This window comes from Pseudomonas sp. FGI182, from assembly GCF_000511325.1.
Taxonomy (GTDB): domain Bacteria; phylum Pseudomonadota; class Gammaproteobacteria; order Pseudomonadales; family Pseudomonadaceae; genus Aquipseudomonas; species Aquipseudomonas putida_Z.
The window spans coordinates 1243098-1260681 of record NZ_CP007012.1 but is presented as its reverse complement, the minus strand read 5'-3'; the positions used below and the strand labels follow the sequence as shown (position 1 = coordinate 1260681).

Annotated in this window: 14 protein-coding genes; all 14 read right to left on the bottom strand. The window is 63.9% G+C overall.

Going from position 1 to position 17584, the window contains the following annotated elements:
* Positions 1-100: 100 nt before the first annotated feature.
* Positions 101-1384 carry a tRNA lysidine(34) synthetase TilS gene (tilS, locus tag C163_RS05680; RefSeq protein ID WP_025337983.1) on the bottom strand — a complete coding sequence of 428 codons (1284 nt, stop codon included), beginning with the start codon at positions 1382-1384 and terminating at the stop codon, positions 101-103.
* Positions 1385-1523: 139 nt separating this feature from the next.
* Complete coding sequence (gene accA, locus C163_RS05675; RefSeq protein WP_015269200.1) at positions 1524-2471, bottom strand: acetyl-CoA carboxylase carboxyl transferase subunit alpha; 948 nt, start codon at positions 2469-2471, stop codon at positions 1524-1526.
* A 106-nt stretch (positions 2472-2577) separates the two neighbouring features.
* A complete protein-coding gene (dnaE, locus tag C163_RS05670) occupies positions 2578-6102 on the bottom strand; it encodes a DNA polymerase III subunit alpha (RefSeq protein WP_025337982.1) in 3525 nt (1174 codons plus the stop codon).
* A gap of 175 nt (positions 6103-6277) precedes the next feature.
* Complete coding sequence (gene rnhB / locus C163_RS05665; protein ID WP_013971261.1) at positions 6278-6901, bottom strand: ribonuclease HII; 624 nt, start codon at positions 6899-6901, stop codon at positions 6278-6280.
* Between the two features lies 1 nt (position 6902).
* Positions 6903-8030, bottom strand: coding sequence for a lipid-A-disaccharide synthase (lpxB, locus tag C163_RS05660; protein ID WP_025337981.1), 1128 nt, complete (start codon positions 8028-8030; stop codon positions 6903-6905).
* A 1-nt stretch (position 8031) separates the two neighbouring features.
* A complete protein-coding gene (lpxA, locus tag C163_RS05655; RefSeq protein ID WP_025337980.1) occupies positions 8032-8808 on the bottom strand; it encodes an acyl-ACP--UDP-N-acetylglucosamine O-acyltransferase in 777 nt (258 codons plus the stop codon).
* The gene (fabZ, locus tag C163_RS05650; RefSeq protein ID WP_004375427.1) at positions 8805-9245 is read right to left on the bottom strand and encodes a 3-hydroxyacyl-ACP dehydratase FabZ; all 441 of its coding nucleotides are present in this window, start codon (positions 9243-9245) and stop codon (positions 8805-8807) included. Before fabZ ends, lpxA begins: the two co-directional genes overlap by 4 nt.
* 114 nt (positions 9246-9359) lie before the next feature.
* Positions 9360-10415: a UDP-3-O-(3-hydroxymyristoyl)glucosamine N-acyltransferase gene (lpxD, locus tag C163_RS05645; RefSeq protein WP_025337979.1), complete on the bottom strand. Its 1056-nt coding sequence runs from the start codon at positions 10413-10415 to the stop codon at positions 9360-9362.
* A 1-nt stretch (position 10416) separates the two neighbouring features.
* Entirely contained in the window at positions 10417-10920 is a 504-nt protein-coding gene (locus C163_RS05640; RefSeq protein WP_015269197.1) for an OmpH family outer membrane protein, read from the bottom strand.
* A gap of 44 nt (positions 10921-10964) precedes the next feature.
* Positions 10965-13325, bottom strand: a complete 2361-nt coding sequence (gene bamA / locus C163_RS05635) for an outer membrane protein assembly factor BamA (protein WP_025337978.1) — start codon at positions 13323-13325, stop codon at positions 10965-10967.
* Positions 13326-13399: 74 nt separating this feature from the next.
* Entirely contained in the window at positions 13400-14752 is a 1353-nt protein-coding gene (gene rseP, locus C163_RS05630) for an RIP metalloprotease RseP (RefSeq protein ID WP_025337977.1), read from the bottom strand.
* 71 nt (positions 14753-14823) lie between these two features.
* On the bottom strand, positions 14824-16014 hold the full coding sequence (gene ispC / locus C163_RS05625; RefSeq protein WP_025337976.1) for a 1-deoxy-D-xylulose-5-phosphate reductoisomerase: 1191 nt from the start codon (positions 16012-16014) through the stop codon (positions 14824-14826).
* Entirely contained in the window at positions 16011-16826 is an 816-nt protein-coding gene (locus C163_RS05620) for a phosphatidate cytidylyltransferase (protein ID WP_025337975.1), read from the bottom strand. Before C163_RS05620 ends, ispC begins: the two co-directional genes overlap by 4 nt.
* Entirely contained in the window at positions 16826-17581 is a 756-nt protein-coding gene (uppS, locus tag C163_RS05615) for a polyprenyl diphosphate synthase (protein ID WP_015269194.1), read from the bottom strand. Before uppS ends, C163_RS05620 begins: the two co-directional genes overlap by 1 nt.
* Positions 17582-17584 lie beyond the last annotated feature (3 nt).

Sequence of the window (17584 nt, the reverse complement as noted above, 5' to 3'; positions counted from 1 at the left end):
GCCCAGCAAAAAACTGCTTGGTAATCGGCAACTCCTGTGTTTTCGCGGAACCCACAGAAGCTGTATCAAGAAGGGAGGGTAGTCTACCCGAATGTACCCTTCAGCTCAAACCTTGCGCGTTCGTCGGCAACTGCCAGGACAGCTGGCAATCAGCCTGCACCAGCCCGGGCAGGTTGGCCACCGCCAGCAAGCGTTCGCCCTGGTACAGCAGTGGCAGGCGCGGGCGCAGGAAAAGCGGCACCTGCAGTTCGTTTAACAGGCGCTTGAGGTCGCGTCGGCCGCGGCCGGGGACATCCAGCACTTCACCGCCCTGGCGGTAGGCAATGCGCAAGCCGTCCAGCGGCGCTGCGCCAACAAGACGCACCCTGCCGTTACCCGGCAACAGCAAAGGCTTGGCGGGATCGGCCCAGGCCAGTTCGCCGACGGGCAGCTGCAGCCAGTCACCGCTCAACCACCAGATGCGCCCATGACTGCGCAACAGTTGCCCATCGGCAAGCTGCCAGGCGGGCTGGGCATCGGCGGCGGCATCGCGCAGGTCCGCCCAGCCGGCCCAGTGCCGGGTGTCGGGCAGGCGGGTACGGCGGCTCAGCCAGTATTGCAGGGCATTGCGCTGACGGGCCGGCGACAGCGCCACCAGGGTAGCCAGGTCAAGGGAGTCCAGCCCCGGCCAAGCCACCGGCGCGCCCTCCCCGGCGAGCGCCAGGTCGTCCTGGGCCAGTTCGTCCAGCAGCCCTTGGGCTTCGCCCAGGTGCTCGGCGGCGCGGGCCAGGTTCTGGCTGGCCTGCGGCCAACGTTGCTGAAGCAGCGGAAACACTTCGCTGCGCAGGTAGTTGCGGGCAAATTGTGTGTCAGCGTTTGACGGATCTTCGATCCAGGCCAGCCCATTGGCCTGAGCATGGTCCTGCAGTTGCTGGCGGGAACAGCCCAGCAATGGCCTGACCAGGCTGCCCTGCCCTAGCGCCCGCTGCCCCGGCATTGCAGCCAGGCCACGCAGGCCTGCGCCGCGCAGCAGGCGGAACAGCAGGGTTTCGGCCTGGTCGTCGCGGTGCTGGCCGGTGAACAGGATGTCACCCGGGCCGAGGGCTTGCCTGAAGGCAGCATAGCGGGCGTCGCGGGCGGCTTGCTCGAGGCTGGCGCCGGGGGTGACCTGGACGTGGATGACCTGGAGTTCGATGCCGAGATTGTCGCAGACGGTTTGGCAGTGAGCGGGCCAGGCATCGGCGGCGGGTTGCAGGCCGTGGTGGACGTGGATGGCGCGCAGTGGAGGGGATGCGTGATTGCGGGCGTAGTCGGCCAGCAGGTGCAAGAGGACGGTGGAATCGAGGCCGCCGGAGAAGGCGATGTACCAGGTGGGGGCGTTGAGCCAGGGGGTGAGGTTGATCATTGGGGCCTCACATGGCTTGAGATTGCCGGGGGCGCTGCGCACCCCTTTCGCGACACAAGGCCGCTCCTACAGGATTACGCAATCCCCTGTAGGAGCGGCCTTGTGTCGCGAAAGGGCCGCATAGCGGCCCCAGGGTGTCTCAGAGACCGTAGCTCATCAGGCGATCGTAACGGCGGGCCAGCAGCGCGTCATGGTCGAGCTTGCCGAGCATGTCCAGCTGCTGTACCAGGTCGGCACGGATGCTTTCCGACATCTTCGCCGGGTCACGGTGGGCGCCGCCCAGCGGCTCCTGGATGACCTTGTCGACGATGTTCAGGCTCTTCAGGCGCTCGGCAGTGATGCCCATGGCCTCAGCTGCGTCGGCTGCCTTGTCGGCAGTCTTCCACAGGATCGAGGCACAGCCTTCCGGCGAGATCACCGAGTAGGTGGAGTACTGCAGCATGTTCAACTGGTCGCACACGCCGATGGCCAGCGCACCGCCGGAGCCACCCTCACCGATCACGGTGGCGATGATCGGGGTTTTCAGGCGCGCCATCACGCGCAGGTTCCAGGCGATGGCCTCGCTCTGGTTGCGCTCTTCGGCGTCGATGCCCGGGTAGGCGCCCGGGGTGTCGATGAAGGTCAGGATCGGCATCTTGAAGCGCTCGGCCATTTCCATCAGGCGGCAGGCCTTGCGGTAGCCTTCAGGGCGCGGCATGCCGAAGTTGCGGCGTACCTTCTCGCGCACTTCACGGCCCTTCTGGTGCCCGATGACCATGACCGGCTTGCCGTCCAGGCGCGCGGTACCACCGACGATGGCAGCGTCGTCGGAGAAGTGGCGGTCGCCGTGCAGCTCTTCGAACTCGGTGAAGATGTGCTCCAGGTAGTCCAGGGTGTAAGGACGACGCGGATGACGGGCCAGGCGGGCGATCTGCCAGCTGGTCAGGTTGCCGAAGATGCTTTCGGTCAGGGTGTTGCTCTTGTCTTGCAGACGGGCAATTTCATCGCTGATGTTCAGCGAGTTGTCGTTGCCTACCAGGCGCAGGCCTTCGATCTTGGCTTGCAGGTCGGCAATCGGCTGTTCGAAATCGAGAAAATTCGGGTTCATAGTCATCCGTCTTGGGTCTACGGCCAGGCGGCCGGCCGGTTGATCCGTTTGGCGCCCTACCTTAAGGGATCAGGCGCATTCAGGTCGAGATTAAATTTTTGTCGGTTCAACGATATTGCAGGAAGACGTTCTCACGCCCGAACTGGTCACGCAGCGCCTGAATCAGCCCATCGGCCGGGTCGATCGCCCACTGCTCGCCGAACTGCAGCATGGCCTTGGCGTCGCTGCCGGTGTACTCGAGGGTGATCGGGCAAGCGCCGCGATGGCGGGTAATCAGCTCGCCCAGCCACTTCAGCCGGTCGCCCTTTAGCGCTTCGTGTGCCACCTTCAGGCGCAGGCTCTCGGCCAGCTTGGTGCGCGCATCCTCCATGGTCATCACCTGCTTCACCCGCAGGCGCAGGCCACCGGAGAAATCGTCGTTGCTGACCTCGCCTTCGACCACCACCATGGCATCGGTCTGCAGCAAGGACTGTGCCGCCATGAAGGCGTCGGCAAACAGCGACGCCTCGATGCGCCCGGAGCGGTCGTCCAGGGTGACGAAGCCCATCTTGTCGCCCTTCTTGTTCTTCATCACCCGCAGGGCAATGATCATGCCGGCGATGGTCTGGGTTTCGCGTGACGGCTTGAGATCGATGATGCGCTGGCGGGCGAAGCGGCGGATCTCGGTCTCGTACTCGTCGATCGGGTGGCCGGTGAGGTACAGGCCGAGGGTGTCCTTCTCGCCCTTCAGGCGTTCCTTGAGGGTCAGTTCGCGCACCTTGCGGTGGTTGGCGTAGACGTCGGCATCCGCCTCTTCGAACATGCCGCCGAACAGGTCGACGTGGCCACTGTCGGCGGTGTGGGCGGCCTGCTCGGCAGCCTTGATGGCCTCGCCCAGCGCCGAGAGCAAGGTTGCACGGTTGATGTCGATGTTGGCGTGGTAGGCCTTGATCTCGTCATGGAAGTGCGGGCCCAGGCGGTCCAGCGCGCCACTGCGGATCAGCGCGTCGAGGGTACGCTTGTTCACCCGCTTGAGGTCGATGCGCTCACAGAAATCGAACAGGTCCTTGAACGGGCCACCCTGGGCGCGGGCCTCGACGATCGCCTCCACCGGGCCTTCGCCGACGCCCTTGATGGCGCCCAGGCCGTAGACGATGCGCCCGTCATTGTTGACGGTGAACTTGAAGTCGGAGAAGTTCACGTCCGGCGCGTCGAGGCGCAGCTTCATGCTGCGCACTTCCTCGACCAGCACCACCACCTTGTCGGTGTTGTGCATATCCGCCGACAACACCGCAGCCATGAATGGCGCCGGGTAGTGGGTTTTCAGCCAGGCGGTCTGGTACGACACCAGGCCATAGGCGGCGGAGTGGGATTTGTTGAAGCCGTAGCCGGCGAACTTCTCTACCAGGTCGAAAATGTTACCCGCAAGATCCGCATCGATATTGTTGGCCACGCAGCCTTCGATGAAACCACCGCGCTGCTTGGCCATTTCCTCGGGCTTTTTCTTACCCATCGCACGGCGCAGCATGTCGGCGCCGCCGAGGGTATAGCCAGCCATGACCTGGGCGATCTGCATCACCTGCTCCTGGTACAGGATGATGCCGTAGGTCGGTGCCAGTACCGGTTTCAGGCCCTCGTACTGGTAGTCGGAGTGCGGGTAAGCCAGCTCGGCGCGACCGTGCTTGCGGTTGATGAAGTCGTCCACCATGCCCGATTGCAGCGGGCCCGGGCGGAACAGTGCCACCAGTGCGATCAGGTCTTCCAGACAGTCGGGCTTGAGCTTCTTGATCAGCTCCTTCATGCCACGCGATTCAAGCTGGAACACCGCCGTGGTTTCGGCCTTCTGCAACAGCTCGTAGGTCTTGCGGTCGTCCAGCGGGATGAAGTCGATGTTGACGTCGGGCAGGTTCTTCTTGGCCTGCTCGCGGTTGATGATCTCCATCGCCCACTTGATGATGGTCAGGGTCCGCAGGCCGAGGAAGTCGAACTTCACCAGGCCGGCAGCCTCGACGTCATCCTTGTCGAACTGGGTTACCAGGCCGCCGCCCTCTTCGTCACAGGCGATCGGCGAGAAGTCGGTGAGCTTGGTCGGGGCGATGACCACACCACCGGCGTGCTTGCCGGTACCGCGCGTCACGCCCTCGAGCTTCAGGGCCATGTCCCAGATCTCGCGGGCGTCTTCGTCGCCCTTGAGGAAGTCACGCAGGATCTCTTCCTGCTCGTAGGCCTTCTCCAGGGTCATGCCCACTTCGAAGGGGATCATCTTCGACAGGCGGTCGGCCAGGCCGTAGGACTTGCCCTGTACCCGCGCCACGTCTCGCACCACCGCCTTCGCCGCCATGGTACCGAAGGTGATGATCTGGCTGACCGCGTTGCGGCCATAGGCTTCGGCTACGTAGTCGATCACCCGGTCACGGCCATCCATGCAGAAGTCGACGTCGAAGTCGGGCATGGAAATACGTTCAGGGTTGAGGAAGCGCTCGAACAGCAGGTCGTAGGCCAGCGGGTCGAGGTCGGTGATCTTCAGCACGTACGCCACCAGCGAGCCGGCACCCGATCCTCGGCCCGGGCCAACCGGTACGTCGTTGTTCTTGGCCCACTTGATGAAGTCCATGACGATCAGGAAGTAACCGGGGAAGCCCATCTGGATGATGATGTCCAGTTCGAACTTCAGGCGGTCCAGGTAGACCTGGCGCTTCTCTTCGTAATTGGGCGTGGTCTCTTTCGGCCACAGCACCGCCAGGCGCTCTTCCAGGCCTTCGTGGGACACATGCCGCAGGTAGTCATCGATGCCCATGCCGTTGGGCGTTGGGAAGTCGGGCAGGAAGTACTTGCCCAGCTGCACCTGGATGTTGCAGCGCTTGGCGATCTCGACAGTGTTGGCGATGGCATCGGGCAGGTCGCTGAACAGCTCGGCCATTTCCTCGGCCGACTTCAGGTACTGCTGGTCGCTGTACATCCTTGGCCGACGCGGGTCGTCGAGGGTCCACCCCTCACCGATGCATACTCGGGTTTCGTGGGCGTCGAAGTCGGACTGCTTGATGAAGCGCACATCGTTGGTTGCCACCAGCGGAGCGCCGAACTTGTCGGCCAACGCCACGGCGGCGTGCACGTACTCCTCGTCGCGGGCGCGGTTGGTGCGCTGCACTTCGACGTAGAAGCGCTCGGGGAACATGCCCATCCAGTCTTGCAGCAGGGCCTCGGCTTCATCGTCCTTGCCGGCCAGCAAGGCCATGCCGATATCGCCTTCCTTGCCTGCGGAAAGGGCGATCAGGCCCTCGCTGGCGGGGGCGATCCATTCACGCTGGAGGATGACCAGGCCGTTGCGCTGGCCCTCGGTCCAGCCGCGCGAGATCAGCTCGGTGAGGTTGCGGTAGCCCTTGGGGTTCATGGCCAGGAAGCAGATACGCGACAGCGGTGCTTCCGGGTCGGCAGCGGCCAGCCACAGGTCGGCGCCACAGATCGGCTTGATGCCGGCGCCCATGGCGGTCTTGTAGAACTTGACCAGCGAGCACATGTTGCTCTGGTCGGTGATCGCCACCGCCGGCATGTTCATCCCGGCCAGCGCCTTGGCCAGCGGCTTGATCCGCACCAGGCCGTCGACCAGCGAGAATTCGGAGTGGACGCGCAGGTGAACGAAGGGAACCGACATGGAAGATCCTGTAGCAGTGCTGAACGACAAGGGCGGGATTGTAGCTTAAATGGGGATGTTTTTTTGGGGCTGCTTCGCAGCCCTGTCGCGACACAAGGCCGCTCCTACAGAAGTTACGCGATCGCCTGTAGGAGCGGCCTTGTGTCGCGATCGGGCCGCAAGGCGGCCCCAGAGCTCAGATAAGGGAGTCGGTGACGCCTTCACGTGCATCCCACGCGGCCCGCACAGGGGCAAAGGAACGCCGATGAATGGGCGTAGGCCCCAAGCGTGCCAGCGCCTCGAGGTGCACTGGGGTTGGGTAGCCCTTGTGTCCGCCAATGCCATAACCCGGGTAGATCAGCTCGAATGCGCTCATCTCCCGGTCACGGGTCACCTTGGCCAGGATCGACGCCGCCGCGATGGCCGGCACCTGGCTATCGCCCTTGACTACCGGCGACGCCGGTACGGCGAGTTTCGGGCAGCGGTTGCCGTCGATCAGGGCCAGCTTCGGTGTAATGTGCAGGCCTTCCACGGCGCGCTGCATGGCCAGCATGGTCGCATGCAGGATGTTCAGGCGGTCGATTTCCTCGACCTCGGCGCGGGCGATGCAGAAGCTCAGGGCCTTTTCGCAGATCTCGTCGAACAGCGCCTCGCGCTTGGCTTCGGTGAGTTTCTTCGAATCGTTCAGGCCGAGGATCGGGCGCGCCGGGTCGAGGATCACCGCCGCGGTCACCACCGCGCCGCACAGCGGGCCACGGCCCACTTCGTCGACGCCGGCGACCAGGTCTTCGACCAGGTTGAAGTCCAGTCCAATTTGCATGTCAGCGGTCCTTGAGCAAGGCCAGTACCGCCTCGGCCGCCTGGTTGGAGGCGTCACGGCGCAGGGTGCGGTGAATTTCGTCGAAACTTTCGGTCTGCTGGCTGCCATCGGCCACCAGCGGCGCCAGGGTATTGGCCAGGGCTTCGCTGGTGGCGTCGTCCTGCAGCAACTCGGGTACCAGCACGCGCCGGGCCAGCAGGTTCGGCAACGACACGTAGGGGCTCTTTACCAGGCGCTTGAGGATCCAGTAGGTCAGGGGCGCGAGGCGATAGGCCACCACCATCGGCCGTTTGTACAGCAGCGCTTCGAGGGTGGCGGTACCCGAGGCGATCAGCACCGCGTCACAGGCCGCCAGGGCCTGGTGCGACTGGCCATCGAGCAGGGTCAGCGGCAGCTGGCGCCCTTCGAGCATCTGCTCGACCTGGGCGCGACGTGCGGCATTGGCGCAGGGCAGCACGAAACGCACGCCCGGTACCTGCTGGCGCAGCCGTTCGGCAGCATCCAGGAACAGTGCGCCCAGCCGCCCTACTTCGCCGCCCCGGCTGCCCGGCATCAACGCGACTACCGGCCCTTCGCCCAGGCCCAGCGCGGCACGTGCGGCAGGGCGGTCGGCTTCGAGCGGGATGGTGTCGGCCAACGGGTGGCCGACGAAGCGCACCGGTACGCCCTGCTCTTCATAGAACCGCGCCTCGAATGGCAACAGCGTCAGCATCAGGTCGCAGCCTTCGCGAATCTTCAGCACACGCTTCTGCCGCCAGGCCCAGACCGACGGGCTGACGTAGTGCACGGTCTTGATCCCGGCCTGACGCAGTTTCAGTTCGATGTTGAGGGTGAAGTCGGGGGCATCGATGCCGATGAACACATCGGGCTTTTCGCCGATCAGGGTCTCGATCAGCAGCTTGCGGCGCTTGAGCAGCTCGCGCAGGCGCCCCAGCACTTCGACCAGACCCATGACGGCCAGGCGTTCCATGGGGAAATAGGATTGCAGGCCTTCGGCTTCCATCAAGGGGCCGCCAACGCCGATGAACCGTACGTCGGGGTGGCGTGCCTTGATGGCACGCATCAAGCCGGAACCGAGAATGTCGCCGCTGGCCTCACCTGCGACCAAGGCTACGCAAAGCTGGGCCATGTCAGCGGGTGATGCCGCGGGCGGAGTTCACGATCGACTGACGGAACAGATCGACCTCAGGGTGCTTCGCAGCCAGTTCGTCCAGCTCCTTGAGCGCGTCTTCGACGGTCAGGCCCTGGCGATAGACGATCTTGTAGCAACGGCGCAGCACATGGATCACCTCGTCGCTGAAACCCCGGCGGCGCATGCCTTCGAAGTTCATGCTGCGGGCTTCGGCCGGGCTGCCGAACACGGTGACGAAGGCCGGGACATCCTTGCCGATCGCCGTGCCCATGCCGGAAAACGCGTGGGCACCGATATGGCAGTACTGGTGCACCAGGGTGTAGCCGGACAGGATCGCCCAGTCCCCCACGTGCACATGGCCGGCCAGGGCCGTGTTGTTGACCAGGATGCAGTGGTTGCCGATGACGCTGTCGTGGCCGATGTGGGCATAGGCCATGATCAGGTTGTGGTCGCCCACGGTGGTTTCTGCACGGTCCTGGACGGTGCCGCGGTGAATGGTCACCCCTTCGCGGATCACATTGTGATCGCCGATCACCAGGCGCGTCGGCTCACCCTTGTACTTGAGGTCCGGGGTGTCTTCGCCGATCGAGGAAAACTGAAAGATACGGTTGTGCTTGCCGATGCGGGTCGGCCCTTTGAGCACAACATGCGGGCCGATAACGGTGCCCTCCCCGATTTCCACATCGGGGCCAACGATCGACCAGGGGCCGACCTCGACACCATCGGCCAGCTTGGCCGACGGGTCGATAATGGCCCGAGGATCAATCGAATTCATAGGGAGCGTTCCGCGCAGGTGATTTCTGCCGAGCAAACCGGCTTGCCGTCGACCAGGGCGCGGCACTCGAATTTCCAGATCATGCTCTTGCGGCTGAGGAACTTGGCTTCCAGCACCAACTGGTCACCCGGCAGTACCGGCTGACGGAAACGCAGCTTGTCGGAGCCGACGAAGTAGTACAGGGTGCCATCGGCCGGCTTGGCGTCGAGCATCTTGAAACCGAGGATACCCGCGGCCTGTGCCATGGCTTCGATGATCAGGACGCCCGGCATGATCGGGTGAGCCGGGAAATGGCCGTTGAAGAACGGCTCGTTGATGCTGACATTCTTGTAGGCACGAATGCTCTGGGCCTCGTAGTCCAGCTCCGTCACGCGGTCCACCAGCAGGAACGGGTAACGGTGAGGCAGGTATTCGCGAATCTCGTTGATGTCCATCATTTCGGGGGGGAAGCCTGTAATAAGAATAGGGAGCGCAGGTGCTGACCACACGCTCCTTTTGCAGTCCAAAGAGGAGCCAGCTAGCGACTGTTCACTCTTGCTCAGGGAATGGTATCAGCCTTCTGATGTCGGCTGGCCACCTGAGGTCACGGTATCGACGCGTTTTTCCAGCTGCTGGAGACGCTTGGCCATGTCGTCCAGGTGGCGGATACGCGCGGCGCTCTTGCGCCATTCAGCCAGTGGCTGCATGGCAGTGCCGGAAGAATAGGCACCCGGTTCGGTGATCGAACGGGTCACCATGGTCATCCCGGACACGAAAACGTTATCACAGACATCGATATGACCCACCATGCCGACACCTCCGGCAATGGTGCAATGCTTGCCGATGCGCGTGCTGCCGGAAATTCCGACGCAGGCGGCCATGGCCGTGTGCTCACCGATCTGCACGTTGTGGGCGATCTGGATCTGGTTGTCGAGCTTGACCCCATCAGCGATCCGCGTATCCGACAGCGCGCCACGATCGACCGCGGTGTTGACACCGATTTCCACGTCGTCGCCGATGGTTACACCACCGATCTGGGCGATCTTGCGCCACACGCCCTTCTCGTTGGCAAAGCCGAAGCCTTCACCGCCGATCACCGCACCCGACTGGATGACCACACGCTTGCCGATGGTCACATCATGGTACAGGGTGACCCGTGGGGCCAGCCAGCCACCTTCACCGATCACGCAACGGGCACCGACCACGCTGTGTGCACCCACGCTGACATTGGCCGCGATGCGCGCACCGCTTTCGATGACCGCGAACGGCCCGATGCTGGCACTGGCGTCCACCTGCGCGTCCTCGGCCACCACGGCGCTGGGATGAATACCCGCCACAGCCTTGGGTTTGGGGTCGAACAGGTGGGAAATGCGCGCGTAGGCCAGGTACGGATCGGCGACGATCAGCGCATTGCCGGCAAAGCCTTCGGCGTCCGCCGCCTTCAGCAGCACCGCGGCCGCCTGGCTGCTATCCAGGAATTTGCGGTACTGCGGGTTGGCGAGGAAGCTCAACTGACCTGGGCCAGCCTCCTGCAAGGTGGCCAGCCCGGTAATCTGCAGCGCCTCGGGCCCCTTGAGGGTGGCGCCGAGGGCCTCGGCCAACTGGCCTAGCGTCATGGTCACGGTCATATCAACGGGCTTGGTTCATGCGCTCGATGACCTGGCGGGTGATGTCGTACTGAGGCTTGACATCGATGACCGCGCCACGCTCGAGGACCAGGTCGTAACCGCCTTTCTTGATCACTTCCTCGACAGCGCCATCCAGCTTCGGCTTCAGCTGCTTGAGCATGTCGCGGTCGGCAACGGCCTTGGCTTCGTTCAGTTCCTTGGACTGGAACTGGAAGTCACGGGCCTTCTGCTTGAACTCGAGCTCCAGGCGCTCGCGCTCCTGCTGCTGCATCTTGTCGCCGCCCTTGATCAGACGGTCCTGGATGCCCTTGGCGCTGCTTTCCAGGCTTTTCAGCTTGGTCAGTTGCGGACCGAACTTCTTCTCGGCATCCACCGCGTATTTCTTGGCGGCATCCGACTCCAGCAGGGCCATCTGATAGTTCAGGACGGCAACCTTCATTTCGGCGAAAGCCGGGGTGGCGACCAGCGCCGCGGCCACTACGGCCAGTTGGGTCAACTTACGCACGATGCACTCCTGGATAAACCGTTGTCATTAAGCGAGGGCCGACCTCAGAAGGTCTGGCCCAGAGAGAATTGGAACACCTGGGTGTCGGCATCGTCCGGCTTCTTGACCGGCATTGCCAGGCTGAAGCTCAGCGGGCCCAGTGCGGTGATCCAGGTCACGCCCAGGCCGACCGAACTGGCCATGCCCGAGAAACCGACCTTCTCGCAATCCGGCTGGTTGCCGCAATTGGTGTCGAACACGTTACCCACGTCCCAGAACACGGAAGTGCGCAGCGAACGCTGGTCCTTGACGAACGGCAGCGGGAACAGCAGCTCGACACCACCTTGTACCAGTACGTTGCCACCAAACGGCAACGGATCCTGGTCCGGGTCGGCGATGGTACCTGGCTTGCCACCGTTGGCCTCGCCGCGGCTTGGGGTACTGCGTGGGCCCAGGCTGCTGTCCTTGAAGCCACGGACGGAGTTGAAGCCACCCGCGAAGTAGTTCTCGTAGAACGGCAGGCCAGAGGTGCTGCCATAACCGTCACCATAACCCAGCTCGGTGTGCAGGCGCAGGGTGTAGTCGTTGGTGATCGGCTTGAACAGCTGGCCGCGGTAGTCGAGCTTGAAGAACGACAGGTCGCTGCCCGGAATGGTGGATTCCAGGGTCAGGCTCTGGGAGTGACCACGGGTTGCCAGCACACCTTTGTTCAGGGTCGACTCGGACCAGCCGATCGAGGCCTTGAAGTTCAGGAAGTTGTCGCCTTCCTCTTCGAGGAAATCGAAGATCTCGTCAACGGTGTACTTGCCGGTCTTGATCTTGTCCTGCTGCACGCTCAGGCCATAGGTCAGGCGCGATGTCTCGCTGATCGGGTAACCGAGGCTGACGCCCGCACCGTAGCTGTCCACCGCGTAGCTGGCCACGTCGACGTCGAGGTCGTCGTAGTCGGTGCTGCGGTAGAAGGCGTTGTAGCCCAGGCTCACGCCATCGGCAGTGAAGTAGGGGTCAACGAAGCCGAAGTTGTAGCGGGTCTGGTATTCCGAACGGGTCAGGCCGATGGACACCTTGTTACCGGTACCGAGGAAGTTGCTCTGGCTGATCGAACCACCGAGGATCAGGCCGGCGCTCTGGGCGAAACCGACGCTGGCGGTGATCGAGCCGGAAGCCTGCTCCTCGACGCTGTAGTTGACGTCGACCTGGTCGTCGGTGCCCGGCACCGGCGGGGTCTCGACGTTCACTTCCTTGAAGAAGCCCAGGCGCTCCAGACGGGTCTTGGACTGGTCGATCAGGTAGGTCGAGGCCCAGCCGCCTTCCATCTGGCGCATTTCGCGACGCAGCACTTCGTCTTCGGTCTTGGTGTTGCCGCGGTAGTTGATGCGGTTGACGTAGGCACGCTTGCCCGGGTCGACCACGAACATGATGTCGACGGTGTGGTCTTCATCGTTCGGCTGCGGCACGCCGTTGACGTTGGCGAAGGTGTAGCCTTCGTTACCCAGGCGGCGGGTGATCAGCTCGGAAGTGCTGGTCATCACCTTGCGCGAGAACACCTGGCCTGGCTGCACCAGCAGCAGCGACTTGACCTGGTCTTCCGGCACTTTCAGGTCACCGGACAGCTTCACGTCGCGAACGGTGTACTTCTCGCCTTCGTTGATGTTGACGGTGATGTAGACGTGTTTCTTGTCCGGCGTGATGGACACCTGGGTGGAGGCGATGTCCATGTTGATGTAGCCGCGGTCCAGGTAGTAGGAACGCAGGCGTTCCAGGTCACCGGAGAGCTTTTCGCGGGCGTACTTGTCGTCGTTCTTGAAGAACGACAGCCAGTTGGTGGTCTTCAGCTCGAACAGCTGCGCCAGGGTCTCGTCGTCGAACACGTTGTTGCCAACGATGTTGATGTGCTGGATGGCGGCGACGGTGCCTTCGTTGATCTTGATCTTCAGCGCCACGCGGTTGCGCGGCTGCGGCACCACCTCGGCGTCGACCTCGGCCGAGTAGCGGCCCTGGGCCACGTACTGGCGCTGCAGCTCGTTACGCACACCTTCGAGGGTGGCACGCTGGAAGATCTCGCCTTCGGCCAGGCCGGATTGCTTCAGGCCCTTCATCAGGTCTTCGGTGCTGATGGCCTTGTTGCCTTCGATCTCGATGCTCGACACCGACGGGCGCTCGACCACGTTGATGATCAGGACATTGCCATCGCGGTTCAGCTGGATGTCCTGGAAGAAGCCGGTCTTGAACAGGGAACGGGTCGACTCCACCAGTCGGCGGTCATCGGCCTGGTCGCCGACGTTCAGCGGCAAGGCACCGAAGACACTGCCGGCGGAAACCCGCTGCAGGCCGTTGACGCGGATATCGGAGATGGTGAAGGACTCGGCGTGAACTTCAGCGATCATCAGTGCGGACATGACCGCAGTTAGCAGCAGACGTTTCATGAAGTCCTTTTATTCCAACTGGCAATAAACAGCCCGCCGCAACAAGACGGCAGGTTTCGCAATTGAGCGAAGCTTTATAGTCGACCCAGATCGTTGATCAGGGCGAGCAACATCACCCCTATGACCAAACTGATACCGATCTGGACCCCCCAACCTTGCACCCGATCCGACAGCGGACGACCGCGCGCCCACTCGACCAGGTAAAACAGCAAATGCCCCCCATCCAGAACCGGGATGGGCAGCAGGTTAAGAACCCCCAGGCTTATGCTCAGGTAGGCCAGGAAATTCAGGAAATCCCCCACGCCGGACTGGGCTGAAGCGCCCGCCACTTTAGCAATGGTTATCGGTCCGCTCAAGTTTTTTACCGAGAGCTCCCCGAACAGCATTTTCTTCAGCGATTCAAGGGTCAGGACGCTCATGTTCCAGGTGCGTGACAAGCCCTCACCCACCGCATCCAGCGGGCCGTAGCTGACTTCGCGGAGCATGCTGGCAGGCCATTCGCCACCTTTTACCCCGGCGCCAAGATAGCCGCCGGCCGCCTTGCCCTCGCCCTTGCGCGCCAGGGTGACCGGGACGTCCAGCGCAGCACCATCGCGCTCGACACGCACCACAACCTTGGCTTGCGGGCGGGCCCGCACGGCATCGACCACCTGCTGCCATTCGCTCACTGCCACGCCATCGAGGGCCAGCAGCTTGTCACCGGTTTTAAGGCCCGCAGCGGCAGCCGGCCCCTTCGGATCGATCTCGGCCAACACCGGCACGATCGCCGGGCGCCAAGGGTGCAGCCCAAGGGACTGGATCGGGTCCGGCTCGTCGGCGCCCTTGAGCCAGCTGTCCAGCTTCACCTGCAGCTGGCGTTCGGCGCTGGCCCCCTCTTCACGCACGCCAACCTGCAGGGTGCCGCTCTCGCCCAGGCGGCGAACCAGTTGCAGGTTGACCGCAGACCAACCATTGGTCGGCTTGCCGTCGATGGAGACGATTTCCTGACCTGCGGTCAGGCCTGCCGATGCTGCCAGGCTGCCGGCATCGACCGCACCGATCACCGGGCGGATCTGCTGGGTACCCAGCATCGCCAGCACCCAGAAAAACAGGATAGCCAGCAGGAAGTTGGCAACCGGACCCGCCGCGACGATCGCGATGCGCTGGCGCACGGACTTGCGATTGAACGATTGCTCGATCAGCGCCGGCGGCACGTCACCCTCGCGCTCGTCGAGCATCTTGACGTAACCACCCAGCGGGATCGCAGCGACCACGAACTCGGTGCCATGGCGGTCGTGCCAGCGCAGCAGCGGCGTGCCGAAGCCCACCGAGAAGCGCAGCACCTTGACACCGCAGCGGCGCGCCACCCAGAAGTGGCCGAATTCATGGAAAGTGACCAGTACACCCAAGGCTACGAGGGTGCCGATAATCATGTAGAGCGCTGTCATATCCATCTCCGAATGATGTTCAGCGGGCTGGCATCATGCCCAGCCCCCTCGTGAACCGTGGCGGGCCTGCATCAGCGACCGTGACGCCTCAGCCACTCACGGGAAAGCTCCCGGGCACGCTGGTCGGCGGCGAACACCGCGTCCAGCGACGGCAGCGGTACGACGGGCTCCTGATCGAGCACCTGTTCGATCATACCCGCGATCTCCGGAAAGCGGATACGCCGCTGGAGAAATGCCTCGACCGCAACCTCGTTGGCCGCATTGAGCACGGCCGGTGCGCTGTTGCCGGCCTCGGCAGCCTGCCGCGCCAGGCGCAGGCAAGGGAAGCGCTGTTCGTCGGGCGCCTGGAAATCCAGACGGGCGATGGCGAACAGGTCCAGCGGTGCCACCCCGGAATCGATCCGCTCGGGCCAGGCCAGGGCGTTGGCAATGGGTGTGCGCATGTCCGGGTTACCCAGCTGCGCCAGCACCGAACCGTCGACATAATCCACCAGGGAGTGGATCACGCTCTGCGGGTGCACCACCACCTCGACCTTGGCCGGTGCGGCATCGAACAACCAGCAGGCCTCGATCAGCTCCAGGCCCTTGTTCATCATGCTGGCCGAATCCACGGAAATCTTGCGCCCCATGGACCAGTTGGGGTGCGCGCAGGCCTGTTCCGGGGTGACATCCAGCAGCGCCTCGACGGGGGTCTCGCGGAACGGGCCACCGGAGGCGGTGAGCAGGATCCGGCGTACGCCGACGGCACTCAGGCCGCGCGCGTAGTCGCCGGGCATGCACTGGAAGATCGCATTGTGCTCGCTGTCGATCGGCAGCAGCACGGCGCCACTGCGCCGCACCGCCTCCATGAACAGCGCGCCGGACATCACCAGCGCCTCCTTGTTGGCCAGCAACACCTTCTTGCCCGCCTCGACCGCCGCCAGGGTGGGGCGCAGGCCGGCGGCGCCGACGATGGCCGCCATCACTGCGTCCACTTCCGACGCAGAAGCCACCTGGCACAGCCCGGCCTCGCCTTCCAGCACCTCGGTGGCGCAGCCCGCCGTTACCAGGCTTTCGCGCAGTCGCGCGGCCGCCTCGGCGCTCGGCACCACGGCGAATGCCGGGCGATGGCGCACGCACAGGGCCTGCAATTCGTCGATACGCGAATAGCCACTCAGGGCGAACACCTGATAGCGGTCGGGATGGCGCGCGATGACATCCAGCGTGCTCAGGCCGATGGAGCCGGTGGCCCCGAGCACGGTAATACGCTGCGGACGGCTCACATCACACCCCATTCGGCGGCCCACAGCAGCACGGCGAAAATCGGGATCGCCGCGGTCAGGCTGTCGATGCGGTCGAGCACCCCGCCATGGCCAGGCAACAGGTTGCTGCTGTCCTTGATGCCGGAACGGCGCTTGAACATGCTTTCGGTCAGGTCACCGACCACCGAAGACATGACCACCAGCGCGGCACTCAGAAGGCCCAGCAGGATCTGGCCGAAGCCCCAGTCGCGGCTGATACCGACCACCAGGGTGATCACCAGGCTGACTGCCAGGCCGCCATACACGCCTTCCCAGCTCTTGCCAGGGCTGACCTGAGGCGCCAGCTTGCGCTTGCCGAAGGCACGGCCGGAGAAGTACGCGCCAATATCGGCAGCCCACACCAACACCATGACCGACAGGATCAGCCAGTTACCCAGCGGCCAGTGCTTGAGCAGCACCAACCCCTGCCAGGCCGGCAGCAATACCAGCAGGCCGATCAGCAACCGGCAGGCGGCACTGGCCCACAGCTCGCTGCTGCGCGGGTAGGTAAGCACCAGCCAGGTGGCCAACCCCCACCAGATCACCGCAGCGCCCAGCACCCAAGGCGCCAGCTCCGGAAGGATGTACAGCAACATCAGCGCTCCGGCGACGACCACGGCATAGGTGATGCGCAGTGGCTGGGCCATGAGCCCGGCCAGGCGCGCCCACTCCCAGGCGCCGAGGGTCACCACGAAGCCGATGAACAGGGCGAAATCCCCACCATTGAGCAGGAAGAAGCCACCCAGCGCGATCGGCAGCAGGATCAGCGCGGTAATGATGCGTTGTTTAAGCATTAAGCACGAGCTCCAGCCTCGACCTGCTCGCTGGTCTTACCGAAGCGGCGCTGGCGCGAAGCGAAATCGGCCAGGGCGTTGCGCATGGCCTCGTGTTTGAAGTCCGGCCAGTACAGGTCGGAGAAATACAGCTCGGCGTAGGCCAGCTGCCACAACAGGAAGTTGCTGATGCGGTGCTCGCCACCAGTGCGGATGCACAGGTCCGGCAGCGGCAGCTCGCCGGTTGCCAGGCAGGTCTGCAGCAGGCCAGGGGTGATGTCTTCCGGGCGCAGGTGCCCGGCTTGCACTTCCCGCGCCAGCCGCTGGGCGGCCTGGGCGATGTCCCACTGGCCACCGTAGTTGGCCGCGATCTGCAGGATGAAGCGGTTGTTGCCGGCGGTCAGCGCCTCGGCCTCGCGCATGGCGGCTTGCAGCTCGGGATGGAAACGCGAACGGTCACCGATGATACGCAGGCTGATGTTGTTCTCGTTGAGGCGCTTGGCCTCGCGGCGCAGGGCCGAGAAGAACAGCTCCATCAGCGCACCGACCTCTTCGGCGGGACGCTGCCAGTTCTCACTGGAGAAGGCGAACAGGGTCAGCACCTCGACCCCGGACTCGGCACAGACTTCGATGACCGCGCGAACGGCGTCGACACCCGCCTTGTGCCCGGCAACGCCGGGCAACAGGCGCTTTTTCGCCCAGCGGTTGTTGCCATCCATGATGATCGCGACATGACGCGGCACCGAGGACGGCGCCGCTGGCTTGGTCTTTTCCATTAA